20 protein-coding genes and 1 pseudogene are annotated in these 24,586 nt (G+C 46.0%); 3 read left to right on the forward strand and 18 right to left on the reverse strand.

All coding sequences use genetic code 11. From position 1 onward, the window contains the following. The first annotated feature begins 256 nt into the window (after positions 1 to 256). A complete protein-coding gene (locus H583_RS0128760; protein WP_036711439.1) occupies positions 257 to 901 on the forward strand; it encodes an HAD family hydrolase in 645 nt (214 codons plus the stop codon). A gap of 181 nt (positions 902 to 1,082) precedes the next feature. Here H583_RS0128760 and H583_RS0128765 read toward each other — a convergent pair whose 3' ends face one another. The 3 genes from H583_RS0128765 to H583_RS0128775 all read right to left on the reverse strand — a co-directional run bounded on the left by H583_RS0128765 (position 1,083) and on the right by H583_RS0128775 (position 3,532). Beyond that, positions 1,083 to 2,105: a serine hydrolase domain-containing protein gene (locus H583_RS0128765; protein ID WP_028563505.1), complete on the reverse strand. Its 1,023-nt coding sequence runs from the start codon at positions 2,103 to 2,105 to the stop codon at positions 1,083 to 1,085. A 10-nt stretch (positions 2,106 to 2,115) separates the two neighbouring features. Then, positions 2,116 to 2,940 carry a MerR family transcriptional regulator gene (locus H583_RS0128770; protein WP_028563506.1) on the reverse strand — a complete coding sequence of 275 codons (825 nt, stop codon included), beginning with the start codon at positions 2,938 to 2,940 and terminating at the stop codon, positions 2,116 to 2,118. A 211-nt stretch (positions 2,941 to 3,151) separates the two neighbouring features. After that, positions 3,152 to 3,532: a VOC family protein gene (locus H583_RS0128775; protein ID WP_028563507.1), complete on the reverse strand. Its 381-nt coding sequence runs from the start codon at positions 3,530 to 3,532 to the stop codon at positions 3,152 to 3,154. A 593-nt stretch (positions 3,533 to 4,125) separates the two neighbouring features. Between H583_RS0128775 and H583_RS34660 the strand changes: the two genes are divergently transcribed. Continuing rightward, entirely contained in the window at positions 4,126 to 4,497 is a 372-nt protein-coding gene (locus H583_RS34660; RefSeq protein WP_211228364.1) for an N-acetyltransferase, read from the forward strand. Here H583_RS34660 and H583_RS0128785 read toward each other — a convergent pair. From H583_RS0128785 to H583_RS0128850, 14 genes and pseudogenes are all read right to left on the reverse strand, one after another. Then, complete coding sequence (locus H583_RS0128785; protein WP_028563508.1) at positions 4,463 to 4,978, reverse strand: phosphotransferase-like protein; 516 nt, start codon at positions 4,976 to 4,978, stop codon at positions 4,463 to 4,465. The genes H583_RS34660 and H583_RS0128785 overlap by 35 nt on opposite strands. 254 nt (positions 4,979 to 5,232) lie before the next feature. After that, a complete protein-coding gene (locus H583_RS0128790; RefSeq protein ID WP_028563509.1) occupies positions 5,233 to 6,729 on the reverse strand; it encodes a UDP-N-acetylmuramoyl-L-alanyl-D-glutamate--2,6-diaminopimelate ligase in 1,497 nt (498 codons plus the stop codon). A gap of 237 nt (positions 6,730 to 6,966) precedes the next feature. Then, positions 6,967 to 7,902, reverse strand: coding sequence for a sugar phosphate isomerase/epimerase family protein (locus H583_RS0128795; protein ID WP_028563510.1), 936 nt, complete (start codon positions 7,900 to 7,902; stop codon positions 6,967 to 6,969). Between the two features lie 93 nt (positions 7,903 to 7,995). Continuing rightward, positions 7,996 to 9,366, reverse strand: coding sequence for a family 4 glycosyl hydrolase (locus tag H583_RS0128800; RefSeq protein ID WP_028563511.1), 1,371 nt, complete (start codon positions 9,364 to 9,366; stop codon positions 7,996 to 7,998). Positions 9,367 to 9,440: 74 nt separating this feature from the next. Then, positions 9,441 to 10,376, reverse strand: a complete 936-nt coding sequence (locus H583_RS0128805; RefSeq protein WP_036711376.1) for a carbohydrate kinase family protein — start codon at positions 10,374 to 10,376, stop codon at positions 9,441 to 9,443. Between the two features lie 135 nt (positions 10,377 to 10,511). Next, on the reverse strand, positions 10,512 to 11,522 hold the full coding sequence (locus tag H583_RS0128810; protein ID WP_028563513.1) for a LacI family DNA-binding transcriptional regulator: 1,011 nt from the start codon (positions 11,520 to 11,522) through the stop codon (positions 10,512 to 10,514). 194 nt (positions 11,523 to 11,716) lie between these two features. Continuing rightward, a complete protein-coding gene (locus H583_RS0128815) occupies positions 11,717 to 13,096 on the reverse strand; it encodes a S8 family peptidase (protein ID WP_028563514.1) in 1,380 nt (459 codons plus the stop codon). 66 nt (positions 13,097 to 13,162) lie between these two features. Then, complete coding sequence (locus H583_RS0128820) at positions 13,163 to 14,158, reverse strand: S8 family peptidase (RefSeq protein WP_028563515.1); 996 nt, start codon at positions 14,156 to 14,158, stop codon at positions 13,163 to 13,165. A gap of 49 nt (positions 14,159 to 14,207) precedes the next feature. Continuing rightward, positions 14,208 to 15,086: a M12 family metallopeptidase gene (locus H583_RS34665; RefSeq protein WP_051237184.1), complete on the reverse strand. Its 879-nt coding sequence runs from the start codon at positions 15,084 to 15,086 to the stop codon at positions 14,208 to 14,210. Between the two features lie 268 nt (positions 15,087 to 15,354). Beyond that, entirely contained in the window at positions 15,355 to 16,386 is a 1,032-nt protein-coding gene (locus tag H583_RS0128830) for a Cfr family 23S rRNA (adenine(2503)-C(8))-methyltransferase (RefSeq protein ID WP_028563516.1), read from the reverse strand. Between the two features lie 325 nt (positions 16,387 to 16,711). Continuing rightward, positions 16,712 to 18,190 carry an Lsa family ABC-F type ribosomal protection protein gene (locus H583_RS0128840; protein ID WP_028563517.1) on the reverse strand — a complete coding sequence of 493 codons (1,479 nt, stop codon included), beginning with the start codon at positions 18,188 to 18,190 and terminating at the stop codon, positions 16,712 to 16,714. Between the two features lie 468 nt (positions 18,191 to 18,658). Beyond that, a pseudogene (locus H583_RS37745) lies at positions 18,659 to 18,739 on the reverse strand (cyclase family protein); the annotation flags it as partial. After that, positions 18,723 to 19,973 (reverse strand): amidase, encoded by a 1,251-nt coding sequence (locus H583_RS34670; protein WP_342663563.1) that lies wholly within the window; start codon positions 19,971 to 19,973, stop codon positions 18,723 to 18,725. The gene H583_RS34670 and the pseudogene H583_RS37745, both read right to left, overlap by 17 nt. A gap of 208 nt (positions 19,974 to 20,181) precedes the next feature. Beyond that, complete coding sequence (locus H583_RS0128850) at positions 20,182 to 21,684, reverse strand: glycoside hydrolase family 30 protein (protein ID WP_028563518.1); 1,503 nt, start codon at positions 21,682 to 21,684, stop codon at positions 20,182 to 20,184. Positions 21,685 to 22,006: 322 nt separating this feature from the next. Between H583_RS0128850 and H583_RS0128855 the strand changes: the two genes are divergently transcribed. Further along, complete coding sequence (locus tag H583_RS0128855; protein ID WP_051237187.1) at positions 22,007 to 22,975, forward strand: alpha/beta fold hydrolase; 969 nt, start codon at positions 22,007 to 22,009, stop codon at positions 22,973 to 22,975. Between the two features lie 202 nt (positions 22,976 to 23,177). On the opposite strand, the gene H583_RS34675 is transcribed toward H583_RS0128855, so the two are convergent. Beyond that, positions 23,178 to 24,569, reverse strand: a complete 1,392-nt coding sequence (locus tag H583_RS34675) for an NAD(P)-binding domain-containing protein (RefSeq protein WP_081667645.1) — start codon at positions 24,567 to 24,569, stop codon at positions 23,178 to 23,180. Positions 24,570 to 24,586: the final 17 nt, after the last annotated feature.

Raw genomic sequence — 24,586 nt, forward strand, 5'->3', positions numbered from 1 at the left:
ATACTTTTGAATCCCTGCAAATCAGCATGATTCAAATCAGCCTGCTGCGTGTAAAACTGGAACCGGATAAGAGACTTTTATGATTTCTTGCTGTCCATTCATGCCCAAGATGATAAATGATGACCTGCGCCGCGGCGGTATACACAATCATGTTGTGAATAACACGAAAATCAGGTATGTTAAGGGGATATAACTCTTTTATCTATCATCCAGAGAAATTGGAGGGATCACTTTGTCATTTTCAGTCATTTTTGATATGGACGGTACGCTGTTTCAGACGAATAAAATACTGGAACCGGCGCTTGATGCAACCTTTGATCATTTAAAAAGCTTGAATATGTGGGATCAGCCTGCGCCCATCGAAATCTATCGTCAAATTATGGGAGCGCCGCTGCCTTTTGTCTGGGAACGCTTAATGCCGGATCACTCCGAGACAGACAGACAAGCCACAAATAGTCTGTTCCATGAACATCTGCTGGCCCATATTTCGTCAGGCAAAGGGGATTTATATCCGGGTGTAGAGGAAGTGCTGCAACACCTGGTGGATAAGGGATACCCGATTTATATTGCGAGTAATGGACAAATCGAATATTTGAAGGCAATCATAGATTATTATAAATTGGACCGATGGGTAACGGAAACATTCAGTATTTCGCAAATTGCCTCATTGAGCAAATCAGATCTGGTCCGCTCTATCAAGGATAAATACAAGATTGATAACGGCGCCGTTATTGGAGACCGGTTGTCAGACATTCGGGCAGGACAAGATAACGGATTAATATCGATCGGCTGCAATTTTGATTTTGCGCAAGCGGATGAACTTGCACAGGCTGATGTTGTCATCAACCGCATTGTGGAATTAAAAATCGCCATAAAAGAATTGACCCGCAAATCGTCGTGATTCTCCCCAAGCCAAACGGCCATACAATAAAACAGGAACATCCGGTATGAAGTCTCCGCCATTAGGCAGATCATCTCCGTCAGAATGTTCCTGTTCGTTAATATAGAGCGTGCTGGCTCACATTGCACTTCTTTATCATGCAGTGCTTGAATGGCTCAGTAGCCAGGCTCCAGGTCTTCTTTTATTCCTGTATAGCGGGAAGAATATGGTCTCTGATTAGCGTCCACCTGTCGTGTGGATTCAACATAAACGTTGATGAAACAGCAACGACTAGCTCCTTTTCCGGGATGCAGCAAATGACATGGCCGCCGTCGCCGAGTGCCAGGTATGCCGATACGCCGTCCTCTTGGCGCAGCCACCAGAGATACCCGTAATGATTAGCGTTCATTGTCGTTGATTCGTCAATCCAGCTCTTCGGGATAATAGACTGCATACCCCAGACCCCACGGTTCAGATACAACTGTCCAAACCGCGCCATGTCCCGCGTACAAAGGGTAAGTCCCCATCCGCCTGTGGAATGGCCGCCGGGATCATGAACCCACCCTCTCACGTATTTTCCGAACAAATCCTCGAATCCATAGGATTGCATCTCATAATCCGGAATTTCCCGCATGCCGACCGGCTTGAACAAGTGTTCATTGGCAAATTCACGGGCATTTTTTCCTGTACTCCGGGAAATGATGGCTGACAGCAGATGCGCGCCGGCAGAGGCATATTTAAAGGCTCCGATGTCTCCATCTTCACCAAGCATATCCAGCGCATAGTCCACCCAGTCAGGCTGCATGCACATCTGATCCAGCGGTTCTCGCCAATCCTCAAATGAATAGGGAGCTGTCATCGTAAGAAGATGGCGTATTGTAATTTCATGCTTTTGTTCATTTGCTGCGTCAGGCACATATTCAGGGAAGAAATCCAGTACCTTTTGATCTACATTCGAAATGTATTGCAGATCAATGGCAATGCCAATCAAGGCAGATATCACACTCTTCGTTACGGACGCTACATGATGGACATCATCCGGACCGCAACCGTTATAGTAATTCTCATAAGCGATAGATCCATGTCTCACAATGACAATGCCGTTTATATTGCTATATTCGGAATGGATGACAGCTTCAAGCTCTGCAAGCTTCCCGGCATCCATTCCCAAATTTGCAGATTCAGAGCAATTCAAGCTGATATTCGGCTTCTCGTTACGATTCATTTCGTTCCCCCTATTTCTTCTTTACCGGAAAATAAACCTCGGTTACCATAGCATCAGGATCAGCGGCTTGCCCAGGGTCGGTCATATAGACTTCATAGGGAGATTTCACAAGCGTATATCCTTCATGCTCCACCCATTCCCTCAGCTTTGCATATACCGAGGTCAATCCGGAATACGGCCCCTTGTGTACCGATTTTGCACAAAGGCCACCGGGTAAATCCCTCGTTCCTTTTACGGCCTCCTGAATGGGGATCGCGAACTCCGTATCATTGCCTGAAGGATTGTATTCAGCGCTGTGATAGATCGTCATCGGTGTACCGAGAAGGGTAAGTTTTTCCGTTGCAATCCGGACATAAAGCCTGCTGAAATACAGTCCAAAGCCTTCAGAATAATGATCACGGCTCAAGATCTGGCGAACATATAAGATATTCAGAGGCTCTGTGTCCACAAGCTGCACTTCGATCTGGTCCAGATATGCCATAAGGTGAACACCCTGCTCTACTTTGAAAATATCCTGGCTAATCTGCTGCAGTTTAAAATCCAATGCATTGCGCTGCTCCTCGATTTCCTGCCGCTTGCGGTTCAAAGCAGCATGCAATCGCTCTTCATGTGCATCATCTTTCGTCTCCATAATGTCTTTGATTTCATCCAGAGAAAATTGATAGCCCTTCAAACGATTGATAAAAAGCATGTTCTTAAGCTGATGAATGGAATAATACCGGTAACCATTGTCCGGATTGATATCGTCCGGATGAATCAGGCCAATTTCGTCGTAATAGCGGAGCGTTTTTGCAGATACCTCGCAGATCTTTGAAAATTCCCCAATCGACAGCATGCGTTCACCTCCATTGCTTTGCTCCATTTCACTATACACATTGCCCTAAGGGGAAAGTCAATCCGAAAATATGCGCAGCTTTGCTCGACTTTCTTTTCCTGCTGCTGCACGCCAAACTGTGAAAAAGCCCTCCCATCCCGTTTTAATTCAATGAAAAATGACTGCCCTCCGGTTATAAACCGTTGAGCAGTCATCTTGAAAAATCATTCGCTTATTTTTTCTCCAATACCGCAAAGTAATTGTCTTCGTGATCTGCGAAGTTAAATACTCTGCCTGATGGCATCGTTATGATGTCGCCAACTTTAATATTTTTATTGGACAAATCGTGATGCAAGTCATCCAGGTTGTCCGTAAAGAACATTAATGACGGTGTACCCAAATTTAAACCGGGTGACATTTTCGCCACAAAGTCCTTATTGTGCAGAATGATGCTTGTTTCGGCAGCCTCAGCCGGGGCAACTTCAATCCATCTCATGCCCTGGCCGTTGTTTTCTTCGGAGATTACCTGGAACCCCAGCTTTGTTGTCCAGAAATCCACTGCTGCATCCTGGTCATTCACGTACAGCATCACTTGGCCAAGCTTGCTAATCATAGACCTGTCCACTCCCTTGAATGAATTCATTTCCAGCTCATACCCCTAACTTGTCCAACAAGAAGGGATCTGATACTTTGACAGCTTTTTCACATGTGTTATGAACTCTACAGCCGCTGCCATTCTATTATACGGGATTTGTGTGGATTTATATAGCGGCTTGCTGTGAATGACTGGCCCGTCAGCCTTATCAGGTTTTCCACGCCATAATCTGCTCCCGGAAGTAACGCCCGATCTTTTCCATTTCGTTCCCGCCATCATAGGTTGAATGCCTGTAGCCTTCAACACCTGATTTTTCTTGCTCTATTATCCTCTCCTGTCTTTTAAATTTCCTGCACAAATCAAGCCAATATTGACATTTGATATTGAAATTGTTATTTTTAAAGGGAACGTATATTCGCTTTTGATGGATTTGTACGACGCTGAGGCACTAAGCCTTCTTTCGGGTATGTATGATGAACAATATTTCAGCAGGTTCAGTTTTTAGGAGGAAACAATTGTTGGAGACCAGGTTAGCAAGGGCTTATGAGGCTCCGGAAGTGTTGCGTTTTTTTCAGAGCTATATACATGCCCATACAGAGGGGATCTATAGCATGGAGTTCGTCTGCCCGGATGGAATAAGAGCAGCAGTGTACAGACAACAGATTATTGCTGCTCTGGATAACGGAATTGTAGTTGCGGCGCTGAGGTTTTACATCAAGAAGAACAGAGAAACAGCCTCCCTCTACCAATTTGCTATACAGGAACCATACCGGGGGAAGAGGCTGCTGGCACAGATGCTGGGATTGCTTGAGATACCTCATGTTCTTGCTCAATGCAAGGAAGATTCAATCTTTAATGACTACTACATGAAAACCGGCTGGACACGAATAAAGACGGAGCGAAATTTGACGACCTGGTCATTGGATAATACAAGTAAAAGTATAATGACTACATCCCCTCAGGGTACAAGGCTCCAAGAATGATATCGGCGCATTCATCCGCTGTATACACGCTGGTATCGACAGAGCAGCTGTACATAATGTTTTCAGACATAATTTGATGTTGTTCTTCAGATTGATTTAACCCGCGGTCACCACGCGCAATGTTCCGCTGGCGGCAAATGTCCAAAGGACAATACACCTCGACGATTTCTAACGGATATCCTTCAAAAATGGCTTTTACTTGTTCATAATGAGGCTTCAATTCAGGCCTCTCAACAATTATTCCATCAATAAGAACGGGCTTTCCTTGGTCGGAAAACAGCTTTACCGTCTGGTACATCATCAATATAATTTCACTTAGATATTTCCAGTAGTCCTCATGCAAATATTTATCGCCTATCATTTGTTCAAAAATGTCGTTTGCGGCTACATGAAAAAATTTCTTGGACTGGATTGCATCCACGATTGATGTCTTCCCTGAACTTGTCACTCCATTCAGGAAGATGATTTTTCCTTTTTCCATTTGTCGTATTCTCCTTATCAAATGCATACAAATCACACCTATATGGTGAAATCTGATTTCAGTCTAGCATTGGTGAGCAAACAGGTACCAGATACACTTTATTTTTAATCATTTTTTACAATAACTCTTCTATGCAAAAGCACAAGAAAAGGTACGTCACCCGTCGTGCCCTTCTTGTGCTTGATATCTATTTTTATTAAGTTTTTGCTTCTCTTGAAGCTCTTCCCTACTCATCTGAGTTCCTTGATCATTCCTTACCTGTTTCTCATTCGAATTGCTTCCCTTGCGACTTCACGGTCATCAAAATGGATCGTTCGATCTTTTAAAATTTGATACGTTTCGTGGCCTTTGCCTGCAAGGATGATGATATCTCCCGCCTCTGCCATCTCCACCGCATGAATAATGGCATGTCTACGATCCTCTATCATCATATAAGAGCTGTCAGAGGCTCCATAATCCAATATACCCTGTTCAATATCCGTCAGAATTTGACGGGGCTCTTCGTTGCGGGGGTTATCTGACGTCACAATAACGAAATCGCTATATGCAGCAGCAAGCTTTCCCATCAATGGCCTTTTCGTCCGGTCCCGGTCTCCGCCGCAGCCAAATACCGTAATGACCTTGCGTTTTGCCAATTCATGCAGTGTAGAGAGTGCTTTCTCCAGACCGTCCGGCGTATGGGCATAGTCGGCAAGCACAAGGAAATCCTGCTGCTCATTAATAACCTCCATCCGTCCGGCAACGAATGCAAGACCTGCAATTCCTTGCCGGATAACCTCCAGCGGGATTTGTTCTACAAGTGCTGTGCTGATAGCAGCCAGAGCATTATAAACATTAAATGTGCCTATCATCTGAAGCTCTATCGTGGTGGAACCAGCAAAAGAATGCAAGGTGAAGCTTGTTCCCTTGGCAGTAAGCCGGATGTCTTCTGCCCGTATATCTGCCGTGTTCTTGATTCCATAGGTCACGACTTGCGCTGCGGTAATTCCAGAAAGATAAGCAGATGCCCCATCATCGGCATTTAAAATCGCGAACTTTCGCTTGGACGGTTCGGGCGTGAAAGAATTCCCCAGACCGGAAAAAAGCGTCCCCTTGGCAGCCAGATACTGTTCCATTGTCTGATGGTAGTCCAAGTGATCTTGCGTCAAGTTTGTAAAAACGGCAGTCCGAAAATTACAGCCAAGCACTCTTCCCATATGCAGACCTTGTGATGTTACTTCCATCACGCAATAATCAACCGCTGAATCCTTCATCCTTCTTAGATTGGATTGCAGCCTGTGGGGGCTTTGGGTATTTATATCGGTTTCAAATTGTTCAGAGCCGATCTTTGTGCCGATATTCCCCATTAAGCCAGTGCGATAACCGGCATGCGCAAAAATTGCTTCAATCATATGACTAGTTGTTGTTTTACCGTTGGTTCCTGTAACCCCAATCAGTGGAAGCTCTATGCTTGGGTATCCATAGAATTGTGCCGCAAGAAGTGCTAATGCATAGCGTGCATCCGGTACCTTGATCGTTGGCACATTCGTGTATACATCCTGCTCGACAATCAAAGCGGCTGCGCCGGCTTGAATAGCATCATTAATATAGGGATGACGGTCCTCCTGAAAGCCTGGAATGCCGGGAATACATACGAATAGCTCGCCATGTTTTATATGCTTGGAGTTTGTATGAATCCCTGTAATCTCAATATTCAGATCTCCATGTATTTGGGCAATGGTTAATGGTTTGATAAGCTGACCTAATTTCAAAGCGTCATCCCCTTTATAATTCACTCTTTGTTTTATAGTATTCTATGATATGGGGTGTTTTTCCTTGTTTTTCAAACCACACAACAGTCCTTAGATGCTCAAAATGAGTGAAGCATCGCTATAATACATAAAAAACTTTATGTAAACTAAAAAATCCCGAGAAAAGGCACAATTGATGCACTCTTCTCAGGATTTTCAGTAGTTACTAATCTCTCTCAGCAGATTTGAACCCCAAACCTACTTTCCAGCCAGCATCCTCTTCATATCCTCCACAGAGTCTTTGAAATGGGGATGAAGCCTGAATTCAATCTCCATGTTAACGATTCCTTGATAAGGCGCCAGCCACTCCATTACGTCCTCGTAAGGGATCGAACCCCAGCCTACAGGCAAGTGCAAGTCCCCATACCCGTAAGGGAGATTGCTCATATAAGCTTTGGCATCGTACAAATTTCCGAAGTTGTCGTGGATGTGCAGATGCTTGACATACGGTAATGCCGCCTGGATCGCCTCTTGAAAGTCGTAGCCGTAAGCTATGGATGTCAAATAGCAATGTCCAACATCCAATGTCATGCCGACGTTGTCCAGACCAATGCGGCGGATATGCTGGATGACCGTCTGCGGCTGAATCCCGTAGGTATAATCATTCTTCATGTCATACCATATATTATTTTCAATTCCAATCGAAATGCCCGCTTCTTGCGCCATAACACCCAATTTGCGAAGCTTCGCAGCATCCTCTTCAAGCAGCTGCTTGAACAGCTCTTCCCGCTTCAACTGCCCGTATTGAGGGTAATAATGCTGCACAAGATTTTGATCGGTCAATTCGGCGTAAGAGCTATGGTACACAATCATATCGGCGCCAATAGCCGCAGACAGATCAATTCCTGCTTCGAAGGCGGCATAGTATTCGGCGCCCTTGGTATACGATAACAAATTCAACTCATAGGGCAAATGCATCGTATAGCGAAGCTCGTATTTATCCAGTACCTCGCGCACCTTCTCCAGCCGCTTCGGATGAACGCGTCCCCCGATAACAACATCAAGCCCGTGCATGATCAGTTCGGCGAAGTCGCATCCGGCAGCATCGATGTATCCGAGATGGCGCTCCAATGCCTCCAAATCCCCATTTACCAATTCCGCGTTGAGACTAATCCCAATTCCCCTTGCTTGCATGCATCCGCCTCCCGGCTAATCATTAATGGAGCTTCTTATCCTGCAGCTGCGGACACGACTGTCTCCAGCCGATTCCGCAGATCAATACCCTGCTTATTTCCATTCACCAAGAATGTCCACATAAGCTTCCAGATAATCGTTCACGAGGCTCTTCGCCATCGAATACGAATTAACGAGCGGATGTACCATCAATGCTTTGATTGCAGTTTCTCTGGATTTGTTCAATACAGCTTCAACAGTCAGGCTTTCGAACAGCTTCACGTTTTTCATCAATTGGTAAGCATGCTCCGGGAGCTTCTTCGGTGTCACCGGAATCGCGCCGTTTGCCGTCATCTTGCATGTGATTTCAAGCACATCGTTTTTATCGAAGCCTTCTACATGCTCGCCAGCCGGAATATTGAGCACAATATGCTTCTCAATGCCCTGGTTCATCGCCCTGGCAAAGTCCAGCATAACGCCGGCATAGCCGAGTGTATTTGGCATTTCCAGCTTTTCATCCTCAGACGGCTGATGGATTGGTCCTTTGCTGGTCTCAATTGCCATATAAGAAGACTCACGCTTGTGCATGAAACGCAGGTAGGTTTGAAGTGCCGTTTCAGGATCAGCGTCGATGTCCATTCCTGCCAAGACACGCAGCATTTCTGCATTGTTCGCTTCGACGAACTTGGCACGGGTATCGCCGTTATTAATAATGTTCTGAACGGCTTGCTCACGGTTGTAATAATAGTACAGGTATTCGTTCGGCAGCAGCTTCAGCGTGTTGATCAGTTCCGGATCGAACATTTTGAATTCTTCTACCTTGGCGATAAATTCCTTGTTGGACACGAGCTCAGGCAGCAGCTCCTTGCCTTCATGCACAATGCTGGTAATCCAGGACAGATGGTTGAGGCCGACAAACTCCACATACAGTTCATCCGGATTGGCTCCAATCGCTTCTGCAATTCTGATTTTGGTCGAGCTTGGCGTGTCGCAAATGCCGATTACACGATCGTAGCCGGCAGTATGCAGCGCTTGCGATACGAGTCCTGAAGGATTGGTAAAGTTGAATACCCAAGCATTTGGCGCAATCCGCTTGATTTTTTCACAATAGTCGAGCAGCACAGGAATCGTACGAACTGCCATGGAGAATCCTCCAGGGCCAGTTGTTTCCTGACCGATAACACCATGTTTCAGCGCAATTTGCTCATCGATGACACGGGAGCGGTCATTGCCGACCCGAATCGTCGTAATCACATAATCCGCGCCGACGAGTGCTTCTTCGATGTCGTTGCTAAATTCCAGCTCCATATCAATACCTCTCTGCGCGATGACATGCTTGCACAGCTTGCCGATGATTTCCAGCTTCTCCTGATTGACGTCATACATCACAAATTTCTTAATGCCGATATCTTTTGCCAGCATAGTCAAGCTTTTTGTAAAGAATACTGCGCGAACACCCGCGCCTCCGATTAATACCAGTTTCATTGTAAGTCCTCCTCAAGAAGTTAAATTTGTTAAGTTATATTTGATCAAGAACATAGCGCATCAAGCAAAATTGCTTATGGCGTGCTCTTAGACAAAAATGTGGTCAATTCAGCGATTGTAGGAAATCCGGCACTTCCCCCATGCTTTGTAACCGAAAGCGAGCCGCAGGCGGTGCCATATTGCAGACAGCTTGCAAGATCATCACCCCGCAGATATCCATAGAGAAATCCGGCGTTAAAGGAATCCCCGGCTCCAGTCGTATCTGCTACAGCCATCCGGTATGCAGGATGACCGACGATCTCTCCCCCACGGGCAGCTATCGCTCCCAGTTCTCCAAGCTTAATGACGACAGTTGGCGTATGGGCAGCAAAGGCGGAAAGGGCTGCCCTCACATCAGACTGGTGGGCATAATGAGCGGCCTCGGGCTCATTGGCGAAAAATACATCCACATTTTGAATGAGCTCGAAAATGCCCATATACCATTCGCCTGTTTCATCCCAGCCTGCATCCAGGGATATCGTCACATTATGCTGCTTCGCCTTTCGTACAAAAGCCATGTATTCCTCATGATTGGAGCGGCCATTGTAACCGGTCAAGTGAATATGCCGGACTTGAGAGAGCAATTCCTCTTTAATATCCTTCAAGGAAAACTCTGTGACAGAACCGTCATAAGTTATAAAGCTTCTGTCCGTTTCCGGATTAAATGCAATGCTGATTCCCGTGCTGCGGGTTTTGCTGAATTCAATTTCTGTAGCTGCTCCGTAACGATGCAGTTCATCGATGATGAACCTTCCACAATAGTCGTCACCGACCAGTCCGGTAATAAGCGGACGCATGCCGAGCTTGGCTATGCCCAGCCCGCTAATGGCAGTACCGCCGCCAATGTGGAATGAGATACCCGGAACCCGAATTTCCTGCCCGGGCTCCGGAATGGCATTGCAGCCACTGACGACGATATCAATATTTCCCGCACCGGCAAGCAGGACATCGTATTTTTTTTCAGGTTCCAAAGCTGTTCCCTCCAATCATTCAAATCCTTCAAGTCTGGCAACGTTACCAGAAGTAATTAAAAGGATTTAACAAAATATTAACATTCGATTTCCTGGCAACGTTACCAGACTGAGCGAAAGAAAAGGGGATGACCCTTACAGCAAACTTCTCAAGCTGTCCCTTTCTACGAGCTTATGATGAAGGACGATTTCCTTGACACCCGGAGCATTCCCTTCAATCATCTTAATCAAAATATCCACGCTCATCTCCCCGATTTGTTGGATCGGCTGATGCAGCGAAGTCAGCTTTGGCCGTACCGTCTCCGTAATACCGGAATCATCGAATCCGACGAGCGAAATATCTTCAGGTACGCGCAGCTTATTATCCACAATACAATTCAGTGCGCCAACCGCCATATCGTCACTTACTGCGAAGACAACACTAGGCAACTGCTCCCTTGCAAGAAAAGAACACATAATGTCGTATCCATCCTGCATTTTGAGATTGCCGAACCCGATCCAATCCGGATTCACTGCAATTTCAGCATCTGCAAGTGCCTCCAGATAGCCGGCATATCGATGCTGTCCCGTGGAGATTTCCCGGGTATCTCCGCCAATAAAACCGATGTTGCGGTGGCCGAGGGAGACCAGATGTTTCACTGTGTCATACGCTGCCTGCTTATCGTTAATGTTGACCGAGGGGCAATTGACAGACGCGCTTGGCTTGGCGCTGCAAAATACGACCGGAATCGTAAGCGTACTAAGAAAACGCTCAATTGGCTTGTTCATCATCTCGTGCATAATGATCATGCCGTCTACTTGCATTTCCTTGAACACTTGCAAGTAATTCAATTCCTTATCCAGATTCTCTTTAATATTCCCAACCAGGATGTTATAACGATTCCGGCTGGCCTCTTCCTCAATATAACTGAGCGTGGAGGAAAAGAAGCTGGTCGAAATGTCCGATGCGATGACGCCAATCAAATTGGTCTTCTTGCGCACCAGGCTGCGGGCAATGCTATTCGGAACAAAATCGAGGTCTTCAATCGCTTGCTTGACCGCGGCTCTCACTTCCGGCTTTACATACTTTCCGTTATTCAGCACCCTGGATACTGTTGAAATGGATACTCCTGCTCTCTCGGCTACATCTTTGATATTTACAGGCAACAGGTTTCCCTCCTTTTCTTTAAGTATTTGGTTTGATTAGCTCTTTGCACACTTAATATATCAAAACGTTTTCAGAGTCGTCAACATTTTTTCAAATGATTCGTACATGGATAGAATCCCTAACCGTGGCAGGCAATTTGTCACATTGCCTGCCCTACAATTCTATTCAATGACATGCAAAAATAAAGAGTAATCTATATTCTGGAAATCAAACTGCGTAAATCCGGACGATTGCCAATTCGTTGTGTTCGTGGTCTAAGCGGGGCATCCTGTTGTACAGAACCCGTTTCACGTAAAAGTTCACGCGCCTTGGCAGGAGTTAACCGCGGCTTTCTTTTCGCAAGAAGTATTCCCTGTAAACAGCCTACAACTCCCACTATTATAGGAGATGCGCTGGAGGTCCCGTTAAACTGGTCCGTAAATTGCTGATCTTCTCCACTCCCTCGATGTAAATCGCCATACCCCGTTGTCGTGACTTCTTCTCCCCATCCTTGAACATCTACTATTTGGCCGTAATTGGAAAATCCAAGCCTGGAACGATCTGGCCCGTGAAAACGGCCATGCGTTCTTTCGGGAGGTGCCCCTGCACCTACGACAATAGCTCCTGAATCCCGGTTTTGACGATTAAACGGGTTCCTCCACGAAACAGGGAAGCCTGAGTCTGGCGTATTGTACACAGGATCATCCAAATTTTCGCCACCATTGCCTGCCGCTTCAACAACGATAATTCCTTTTCTGGTAGCAAACTGTATTGCAGCAAAATCATCGGGCCACCATTCAATAGGAATAAAACCCATTTGTCCATTCCCAATATATTTGGGTCCAGGCCGATGGATTTCAATTAATAGAATGTCTCCGCGTCCTAGTAAATTGGCCGCCTGAACAATTGCACGTGCCGTATCCATGTTTCCATCTGCGTCAAAAATTGAAACTGCTCGTACTTGGGCATCCGGGCAAATTCCTGTGACCCCCAGTGAATTTTGATCTCCGCTCACAACTCCCAATACAGCTGTTCCATGATTTCTGTACCTGATGTCAGGTGATGGAAATCCTCCGGCAACGCCACCTTGATTTTGTACAAGATCCTCATGAGTTAATCGCCAAGCACCCTCAATATCAATAATTTGAACCCCGGATCCCCGTCCACCGGGAACTGTCCATGCATAAAAGGCATCAACTCCTTCCGGAGCCGGATGGAGATAGCCTTGTCTTGCCATGAATTCCGGTATGTGGTCCTCCGGTATAGTTTCAGAAGCCCTTGCCAGTTCCGCCTCCGGCTTAATAAATGCAGCCTCTACAGATGAATGTTCCCTAAGGGTTTTCGCTAAAGCATCGAGCTTTTCATCCGGTGCAAGAACTCGATGGAAACGTAAAAGATCAGTAACAACCGACTGATCGGCATCCATCATGATATCTTTGCTCCCTGCCTGCATCTGAAATTGAAATACTGGCTCTATATGTGATTGCTCTACTGCAAGCAAATCCACTATATCTGCCGGTATAATTAAATATCCAGAAATATCCATATCATCCGATAAGTCTGGCTTAGTCATGACAATAAGCTGTTTTCCCATTTTTTATCCCTCCAATTTTCCCGCTTTTTATAATTATAATTGGGGACTCATATTTCTTTTATCTGACTAACCGTATTGATTTAAATCAGGTGGGTGTTTCTGAATGAAATTCTCTAAAATGTCATTTGCGGTCAAATAAAGCAGCCCATTACCTTCTATTGTTTTATCACTTCCCAGCGGGATGGTTCGCTTTACAATTTGCGCATAAAGCTCTGCTTCTGTCAGTTTTCGGTTGAACTGAGAAGTATCTTGACAATAGTTAAGCAACAAAGCAAGCGCCCCTGTAACATGAGGAGCCGCCATGGAGGTACCCGATAAAACTTTGTAAGGGTTATCCTTATCCGGAACCAGATCCAGAGGGAATGTCGATAAGACGTTGACTCCAGGTGCAGTCAAATCAACCTCATTGTTCTGCGTTAAAAAATAAGGAGCCTTCCTCGTGAAATCAACAGCACCCACAGATGTAGATTCATTGTAGCTTGCGGGGTATCTGTATTCTTCACGGCCGCTGTTTCCGGCTGCACATACAACAATGATATCAAGCTCTACGGCTCGTTTAATTGCATCGTGCATGGCACTACTATAGGCGGAGGAAGAAAGTGACATGCTAATTATTTGAACACGGTGTTCAATCGCATAGTCAATTGCCTGCGCAATCCACTCCGCTTTCCCCCGGCCTTTCCGATTGAGTACCTTCAATATTAATAAGCCTGCTTCAGGCGCAACACCTACTACACCTTGATCATTTTTGGTTGCTGCAATTGTTCCGGCTACGTGTGTACCGTGTCCATTGTAATCAATAAACTTTTCAGGATCTCCACTATCATCATCCGTAAAATTCCTGCCGCCTACGATTCGTTCCTTCAAGTCCGGATGTTGAATATCGCAGCCAGTATCCAGAACAGCAATGATAACCCCCCGTCCATACTGGCCCTTTTCCCAGAAGAGAGGGGCTTGAATCATTTGAATTCCTTTTGGTATTTCCCTTATCGGATGTGTGACATCCTCTGCTTTATAAGGCAGCAGCTCGACAGACTTTTCATTGACATTTATAGTGTGCATCCTTCACCCCGTTTCAGTTTTTCTTGCATTAATAGTTTTTACAAAAGAATTACGGGTGCACAGGTTCTCTTCCATCGGCTGCTGCCATTTGCAGGCCTATTGTGTGGTGCTCGTTATGTTCATCTTGAACATCACCGTACAGTGCATTGATTCCTGCAATATCCAGCTCGCTTAAGCCGTTCCGCTGTCCGATTTGAACATCGATTTTTGGAATAATGGTTTGCTCGCCGTTTTTAGAAAAGGCAAAAGCACCATAATGCATAATGGAATTATAATCATAATCTCCAATAGTTCCGGCTTCTAGGAAGGTTGCCTTGTCAAAATTAAACTTTGCTTCATCTTTGATGTTCTCCATTTTGATTTCTACAAACTGATCGCGGTTTGGTGAACTTTGTTCATGATACATTCCAAGTGCATGGCCAATCTCATGAATGGCATTACCTCTCGTGCAGTCGCTGCCCAGTGTAATAAACTGCTCTCCCCCTTGCATTCCCATCGGAGAGGAACAACCTGATCCAGGTATAAAGCGGATGTGGTTGGTTTCTCCGGTATGTGGAACTAATCGGATAATGGTATTTGTATTCCAATGCTCAATGGCCATTAGCACACGTTCGGGCTCAGGAAGCGCAGGATCAATTAAATAGGGAACGATTCCGTCGGGCCAGCGTGCGCCCACTTCCATCACAAACGTAAATTCAGCACCAAAGTCCTCTGTTGTATCCCTTTCCTCCTTGGATCTTATTTCTTCTACTGGTGCAATTACGATGTCTCCTTCCATGATTGCCAGTCCTTCAATTTCTACATACTTAACCTTTTGTGGACCTTTACCTGCGAAATGGATCGTCGCTGTTTTCTCCGCCTTCTGTTCTGCAACTTCCGGGGAGTATAATTCTGTTCCGTGCTGGATACTGCCATGATTTTTACTCATCATGTTGCCTCCTTAACAATTATTTTGTGTAACCAGTATAAATTTCACTGAACTGTTGAAGATTATGCATTCATCACCTTTATTGATGGTATTACTCCATAAAAATGACAGCCTAAAGTAACTTGAGTTTCTTTAGGCTGTCATTAGACAAGCTTTGCTCTTCATATGGCGTCCATGAAAAACGATATGCGGTTGAAAAACTGTTTATTAATATCTAATTCTGATGAGCAGCCTCCGGAGTCGTGATATGTTTGTATGAATCTGTTAACTACTTTGATCCATACAATTGACCGCAGGCAGCGTTAATGTCGGATCCGAATTGGGTTCGCACGGTGACATGAATCCCTTTCGACTTCAAAATTTTAACGAATCGATTCATATTTTCCCGGTCAGATTGCCGATAGCTTTCCGGCGTCTCATCTGTTGTATTGTAGGGGATCAGATTGACGTGATACAGATGCTCCCTCGCTCCCCTTCCCCGTAATAATTCAGCTACTGCCTGCGCATGCTCGGGTGAATCATTGACTCCCCGAAGCATAATATAGGCGATATAGACCTTTCTCCCCGTATGCCGGATATGATCATCCAACGCTGTTAACACATCCTGTAGCGGAAAATGCCGATTGATCGGCATCAGTTGGCTTCGCTGATCGTCAAATGGCGAGTGCAGCGAGAAGGTCAGGTTCACCTGAGGAAACTCCTCCTTTAGCCTTGGCATCCCCGGGAGGATGCCGATCGTAGAAACTGTAATTCTGCGGTGCGACAGCCCGAACAGCTTGGGGTTCGTTAAAATATGGAGCGCATCAAATAAATTCGGGTTGGCAAGAGCCTCCCCCATACCCATAAAAGAAACACTATCCAAGGGATGTCCGTTCAGGTGAAAATACAATAATTGATCGGTAATCTCATCCGCTGTCAGGTTTCTCTTTAACCCGATCGTGCCTGTAGCACAAAAGCTGCAGCCAAATCCGCAGCCGCATTGCGAGGAAATACAATAGGACTCCCATCCGCGCTTATAGCTGAGTCTCACAGCCTCCACACGTTCTGTGCCCGAGACGGCAAACAAAATTTTAGACACTTGATTCGATGTCTTTTCTATTACCGGCTGGACACTCAACACATTATTCCCCAGCTCCTTGATCAAGGCTTCCCGCAATACCTTGGGAATCATCGTCATCTGGTCAAATTCCCCGATTTTTTGCTTGAAAATGGCGTCCATAATTTGCGTATATCTGTAAGCTGGTTGTCTCAAATTGGACACTGTATGCTGAATCTTTTCATATTTGGATTTTGGCTTCATGTTTTTCTCCTTTACAGCTGACGGGAGAAAAACGCCACAGAGCACGGGCTTGAATCCGTGGCGCTTTACATTAACCAAACTATACGATACATAACATCAAGTGATGGCCGTAGGCCCTCACTTCGCGTACTGATCTATAGAAGGATAAAGTTCCGGCAGCCGCTTCCTTTTTTTGTGAACCATGCCAACAAGCCAATGAGATGACAGATCCACATAATCAGCTACAACTTCCATTTCAAACATATCTTTATCCCTTCCTTTCAATCCGCTTCTTTTGTTCGAAGCAGACAATCATATTTTAATTTTTGAATCTGTAACGATGGATTTAAAATTCTACCACTTTGGTCGCTATATTGCTGCAAAACTCTTTGTCATGCTCAACAAACAATATTGTAGGCGAATGCTCCAGCAGCAAATCCTCAATTTGCATGCGGGAGATGACATCAATAAAATTGAGCGGTTCATCCCAAATATGCAAATGTGCACGCTCACAGAGGCTTTTTGCAATCAGTACCTTTTTCTTTTGGCCCCCGCTAAAGGACGATATATCCTTCTCAAACTGCAGCCTGGAGAAATCGAGCTTGCGCAGAATGGCCTTAAACAGGCTTTCGTCGATATCATGGCTTCGTGCATAATCGGTCAGGTTACCCTGCAAGTGGGAGGTATCCTGCGAGACATACGAAATTTTAAGCTGGCTTCCCTTGCGGAATGTCCCCTTATAATCAATCTCCTCGCCACAGATCAGCTTGATAATACTCGATTTTCCCGAGCCGTTCGCTCCTGACAGCACAATGCGGTCCCCCTGCTCAATCGCAAAGCTGATATCCGCGCATACCTTCCGGTCCCCGTAATAAACCGAGACATCATCCAGTTCAACAAGCTGTTGCTTGTGAAATGCAAGCTGGGTAATCTTCAGACTTTCCGAGCTTTCGATATTTTTGAGCAGCCTGGATTTTTCGTCAAGCGCAGACTGCTGCCTTTGTTCAATGGATTTGGAGCGTTTCATCATTTTTGCAGCCTTATGCCCGATGTAGCCCTTGTCAACCTTGGAGCCGGAATTAAGCGTTCCATTTTTGGTCTTTTCCACCTCATGCGACCAGTTATTCGTTCGTTTTGCCGCGTCAGACAAGCGTTTAATATCTTTTTTGAGCCTGTCGTTTTCCGCAAGCTCGAAGTTATCCTGTCTCTCCTTGTTTTCCCGCCATTCCGAGAAATTGCCCTTCTGAACCTCGATATTGGTCTTGTTGATCGACAGAATATGATCGACGCAATGATCCAGGAATGCCCGGTCATGGGAGACGAGAATAAATCCGCTTTTCGAACGCAAATAATGGCTGACCAGTTCTCTGGCCTTCATATCCAGATGGTTGGTAGGCTCATCAATGAGAAGGAAGCTGTTTTCCTTCAGGAACAATGCAGCCAGCATGACCTTTGTTTGTTCCCCGTTCGACAAGGAACTGAAAGGCCGATACAGGACATCATCGGAAACCTTTAGCAATGAAAGCTCCCGCATGAGCTCCCAGAGGACATAGTCCGGGTAGATTTCTTCTACAATATCAATGGTGTTATCATCCTTGTTTCCGATCTGAAAAGGGAAATAATCAAAGCTGACATTCGCAGATATTGTACCGCCGTACTCATACTTTCCGAGCAGCAGATTCAGAAAGGTCGTCTTACCCCTTCCATTTCTTCCAGTAAAGCCTAATTTCCAATCCGTATCCAGCTGAAAGCTGACATTTTCAAATATATTATCGTAGCTGCCGTCATAGGCAAACGTTAAATTCGAAACATTAATTAATGACATTAAATAGGTCCCCCTTGGCTTTGCCGTCCCTAGTCAGACAAACAAAAGCTTCTTTTAGCGTAGAAGTATAAGATATTTTATTACGGAAACTTATACATCTTATATTCCAAAAAAAATGAGCTACAAGAAAGTTACATTCTTGTAGCTCAAATAAATACAATAAACCCAGCTCAATACAGAATTGAGGAACTGGATTTCATATTCGCTTGAGTTAACCAGAATAAGTAACTTTCTTGCATTGGAAATAACAAAACAATTAAATAAGCGATGATTAGTCGCCACTCAAATATGTCTTATTATTTAATACCAATTAGCAAGAAATATCCATTATTCCAGTCAACCCCTGTCATTAAATTACCGTAATCTTACCATATCGTTTTTTAAAATTCAACCTTATAAGTGAAAAAACAGGAATTTTTGAAATAAAAGCAGTTCTAAAAGGGAGCCGCTCCAGTCTGTCTACGTTAAAGTCGCCCAGTAACGCCACGGTGCAACGATATGTGTACCGGAGCGGGTGTTCAGTGTTACGGTCTCAGTTGCCCAAGCCTTGCTCCCGCCCAACCCCATCGGCCCAGAATAACAACTCTTCGTCCTTATTAAAACTGCCAATAAGCTGGAAGCCTAGCGGCAGACCGTTGATTTTCGCAGCAGGGATGCTGATTGCAGGCAAGCCGGCATACGACCAGACAGAGGTCATCCCGGACCATCCTGTACAGTCAAATCCTTTTGGAGCCACTCCTCCTTGCGCAGGAGATACCCATATGTCGATCCCTTGCTGCCTTCTCACCTCCTCCAGCTTCAAACGAAGCTCTAATTGGCCTCTCCGGCTGTGCTCTAACTCGTCAGGCGGAATTTTTTGCCCGGATCGTATAGCATTTTTGACGGAGTCCCCATATAAGTGCCTGTATTCATTGAACCAGTCTTTATGAACCTGGGCCATTTCTGCCTGGACCATTCTCAGCATTGCATCACCCGCAATAAATGAATCCTCCCATGGCATATCCACGCGGCAAATAATATAGCCGGCTTTAGCCAAGGCCAGAAGCTGATGTTCAAAGATTTGCCTTACCTCGTCAAACATAAAGCTCATATAGACGCCATTGGGAACACCAAGTACAGGTTTACGATCGGAATAGAAAGAATGCCAACGGGGAATTAAATGCGAAGCTACATTCTCTAATCCCGCAATATCTTGGGTAAAAAAACCGATGGTATCCATTGAAGGCGATAATTGTATCGTACCATCAATAGGAACGCGCCCGTAACTTGGCTTGAAGCCGACCACCCCGCAAAAAGACGCCGGAGCGATAAGCGAACGAAGCGTTTGTGTCCCAATCGCCAACGGACATATCCCGGCTGCTACAGACGCAGCTGAGCCCGCGCTCGATCCGCCTGGCGTATGCTCAGTATCATGGGGATTACGGGTAGGAATAACGCTATGATAAGCAAATTCTTCTGTGACCGTCTTTCCGGCAAATAAAGCACCTTGGGTCCTAAGAGCAGCTATCAAAGAACCCTCATGCGAAGTGAGAATTTCCGGCGGAAGATTAGACCCCGCACGAGTGGGCAAGCCGTCGACATGGATTAAATCCTTGACTGCGACAGGCAGTCCCCATAAAGGGGGCAACTCTTTCTTACTGTTCAACCCTGCCGATAATTCAGCCGCATCATGTAAAAGACGATCTTTCAGATTTTCTTCGGGAATAAAAGCGCATATTGAGGGTTCTGCTTCCTGATATCGATCTTGAAAACGATTACATTTCATGTCCGGAACTTCTTCCATTTGTTGGTAATCAAATATGGACGCACGATGAAGGTACAATCGAATCTCCTCCAAAAGATAGAATCTTTTCAATAATACACTAACATGAAAAGAGCGCCATACTCCCCCGGATTTATGATGATTTCACGACAATAAAATCACCCGCAGCCTGAAGAGCTGCCTGCTCCATCACTGCGGGTGATTATTCTACTAATCTGAATGCTGTGCGCTAGGATACCGTTCCATTCCACTTGTACGTCATAGCAGATTTTCCTGGAACCGTAACATTAAAGCTCTGGCTTCCCCATTGCACTTTCACGTTGCGGGAGGAGCTTGAGGAGTTGTATGCTACAACAACTTTGGACCCGTCCGGATTGCGGAAGGCAACACTCTTGATTTCAGAGCCTGTATTGCTGTCAATACGGTAGGCTCCCGGCACAACAAATTTGCTGAAGTGTCCGAGCAGGTAGAACTGCTTGTGATACGTCACATTGTTTTCCGGTGCATCATTGCGATTATCGGAATTTCGGATCGTGATCATTCCTTTATTTCCGCTGTTTGGGGACAGCAGCGCCGGACCGTCTCTTTGGTCAAGGGCCGCATTCCAGGTAATAATGGATTTGGACCAGTTTCTCGTAATATTAATGAATTCGTTCATCATATTATCAAAGCCTGAGTGTGTACCGTTCTGAGGATCATTCCAGTTGCCGAAGCCGCCCTCTGTGAACCAAATTTCCTTATCCGGATGATTATTGCGCAAGGACGTCATTTGTGACCCGTTACCGCTGTCATAATGGTGGAAGGCGCTGCCTGAAACATACTGGCCTTTCCCGTTATTTTTCAGGGCGGTAATCACAGAGTTAGGGAAGTTCCAGTCGAGGAAGTTGTGGTCAAAGGCAATAATTTTAGTATTGATGCCTGAATTGCGAAGAGTTGGCCCGAGGTAGTCGCCGATAAATCCAATTTGATCCTGAACGTTCATTCCCATAGACGGATAGTGGGATGGCTCATACAACGGCTCGTTTTGAATCGTTACTGCATAGATTGGAATACCTTCCGCCTGATAAGCTTCAATATACTTTTTGAAGTAGTTAGCATAGGTTCCATAGTGCTCGGCTCTCAGTTTGCCGCCATTCAGGCTGTTGGAATATTTCATCCAGGCCGGGGCGCTCCACGGTGATCCCATTACTTTGATTCTCGGGTTTTTGGCGATTGCTTCCTTCATCATCGGAATAATATAAAATTTATCGCGGTTAATTGTAAACTGGCTTAATGATGTATCGTTTGCCGTATCCGCATACGTATAAGGGAACCAGGCAAAATCCGAGCTTCCGATCGGCTGCCTGAGCATGCTCATTCCAATACCCGTCTGTCCGAACAGCCTTTCCATTACTTCAGCACGCTTGCTGCTGTCCAGCTTGTAATTGAGCAGCCAGGCCGACGAATCTGTCAACGATACCCCGAATCCGTCCATTTGCTGATAGGTGGTTCCTTCATTGACTGTAATCGTGAAGTCCGCACCCCCGGCATTACGGCTGAAATTTTGATCTGCAATCCGATTGAGTCTGGCATTGGGGCTTAACCCTACAGCAGGCTCAGAATAGGGATCAGACGTAGAAATCCATACCTCGGCTTGCTCATTGGCTGCGTAGACGGACAGGGAACTATAGGATGTCCCGGAAATCATTACAGCTGCCAGCAATGCAATTGCGCTTTTTTTCCATCGTTTCACTTCAAAAACGCCCTCTCATTTTGGATTTTTGACAATCAAACTTCCGATTTCTCTCCTCTCTTGCTGCTGCCACCTCCTCTATCCAAGAAGGTTCTGCCTGTCCAAACATAAAATGAAATCGATTTCTTTTTTTATTATATGAAAGCGCTAACAAATATAGTTATACAGGATACTGCCAATAATTGCAATAGGAGTATATAACTATTTTGAAATCGATTTCAATTACAGTTATTTGTTGCAAGAAATGATGATCAATATGTCTGACAAAACTTGTATGTGAATATGTCTAAAGGAGTGTAATCTATGAGAGAGGTGAATGTAAATGTCCAACTTCTATACTGAGGACGGTGACAATCCCTATGTACAGGCGGTTCAAGCATCTCAGCAATCCGCTGCCCCAGCCCAAGTCGCCAATCTGACCTTTTTCCCGGGCTTTGAGCAGCGGTTTATTCACACAAGCGGTGCAACGATCAATACGCTCATTGGAGGAAACGGCCCGCCGCTGCTGTTGCTTCACGGCTTCCCGGAATCACATGTAGCTTGGCATAAGGTAGCCTCTACCCTCGCAGAAAAATATACCGTGGTGCTGACAGATTTGCGGGGATATGGAGATTCCAGCAAACCGCCCGGAGGTCCGGATCATATTGCCTATTCTAAGAGGGAAATGGGACGGGATCAGCTGGAGGTCATGCAGCAGCTCGGATTCAAGAAGTTCCAGGCGGTTGGCCATGACCGCGGCGGCAGAGTGCTGTTCCAGATGATGCTGGATGCGCCGCAAACCGTTGAGCGCGGAGTGGTCATGTCCGTCGCACCGATCAGGGAACTGTTTGCCAATCTCAGCCAAGGCTTTGCGACCGCCTTCTTCTATTGGCTGCTGCAAATTCAGCCTGCTCCTCTCCCTGAGCGAATGATTAATGCCTCACTCGAACTCTATATCAGTACCCTATTGTCTGAAATGAACCAAACAACTGGAGCCGTTACACCAGAAGCATACGCCGAATACCTTCGCGGCTATCGGAATCCCGCCAGCATTCATGCGGTATGCGAGGATTACCGCGCATCTGTAACGATTGACGCTGAGATTGAAAAATCGCTTAACGGGCAAAAAGCAGCGCAGCCGCTCCTGGTGTTGTGGGGGCAGAAGGAAACGATCGGCCTGTATTTTGATGTGCTGGGGATGTGGAAGCAACATGCCAGCCATGTTCAGGGCTACCCGCTGCCATGCGGGCATCTTATTCCGGAGGAAGATCCGCAAGGCCTGCTGCAGGCGCTGGACCAATTTTTACAATAGCAGGAAGCGAAGCCAGCGAGCGGCCTGGGGCCGAAACCTGCAGATTCTTCTCCAGGTCAAAGCCGGGAACAGGTACCAATATCCGGCACCAGACTCAGGTCGCTTCTCACTTGGTCATACAAAATTAGGGTCATCATACAAAACATTATACAAAAACGGATAAGGCCACCTCCCGCCTTATCCGTCCCTATTTGCTTATATTCTAACAGTTTTTGTCGTTTTTACGAACCGGAATGCTCTCTGAAGCGCAGCAGCTATTTGACTCCGTTGGAACAGCAGCAGAAGTGGTGCACGACGTACCCGCCGGATTGGCAGTGGTATTGCGAATGCTGCATACCCCCGTTTCAGGCAATTTGAGTTCAACTCGTTTTGCAGCCTCATAATCCCCTGCCAAATAGGCAACTACAGACCTGACTTGCTCGTAGCCGGTTGTCATCAGGAAGGTTGGAGCACGCCCATAGCTCTTCATTCCAACGATATAGAAGCCTTTATCTATATGGCGCAGCTCATTTTCCCCGTGCGGGCGTACAGTTCCACAGCTATGAACATTGGGGTCAATAAGAGGAGCCAGAGCGGCAACGCTTTCAGTAGCCTGATCCAAGCTCAATCGGAGTTCGCTTAAAAAGGAGATATCCGGCCGGCTGCCTGCATTCACAATCACTCTGTCGATGTCCCTTATATCCAATAAGGATTGATGATGCAAGCCGCTAATCGTCATTTTCTCATCCTGCAGCTTCACTTCACGGATTCTAAATGGAGTGACCACCTCAATCTGCCCTGCATCTACCAAGTGGTGAATTCGGGCCCCGAGCTCTCCCCTTGCAGCAAGCTGATCCTGCTCCTCTCCGCCATACGCATCTTCCACTTTGTTCTTTCGCATGATCCAGACAATTTCTGTTGCCGGGTCAGATTCCTTCAAATCAGCAAGCTCAAGCAGCGTATTGATTGCAGAATGCCCTCCTCCGACAACGGCGGTACGTTTGTTCAAGTAGCGGGACTTATCCTTCCCTCTGAGATCCGGAATGCCGTAGAAGATACGTTCTCCCGCCGAATACTCTTCACTTGTCCACACCCCGCTGGCATACAACGGGTTCGAGTTGCCCCAGGTTCCTGAGGCATCAATGACAGCTCTGGCCTCAAAACGCTTAAGCTCCCCCTTCGCTTCCGCATAGATTTCAAAAGGCAGCAGATCACGATTGGCAGACTTCATCTTGTCGGTATCTTTTTTGCTTACAGCTATAACTTTGGTATTGAGCAAAATCTGAGATTGGATGCCTGGCAACCGGGACAAAGGCAGCAGGTACCGGTCCCGCAATTCCTCCCCTGTTGGCAGCTCATCCGGTTCAGGAGCCTCCCAGCCCCGGGATGACAAAAGCCTTGCAGCAATGGCATCCACGTTATATTGCCACGGCGAGAACAGGCGAACGTGTCCCCACTCCGCAACATGATGACCGATTTGAGAGCCTGACTCAAGAAGAAGAAATTCTATCTGTCTGTCCGCCAAATGTGCGGCAGCGGCAAGGCCGATCGGTCCTGCACCAATAATAACAACTGGCAAATGATCCATTGTTTGTTTGTGTTCTGTTTTATTCATCGTGTTCCTCCAATTTA

The sequence above is a fragment of the Paenibacillus pinihumi DSM 23905 = JCM 16419 genome (assembly GCF_000422505.1).
Classification (GTDB): domain Bacteria; phylum Bacillota; class Bacilli; order Paenibacillales; family Paenibacillaceae; genus Paenibacillus_D; species Paenibacillus_D pinihumi.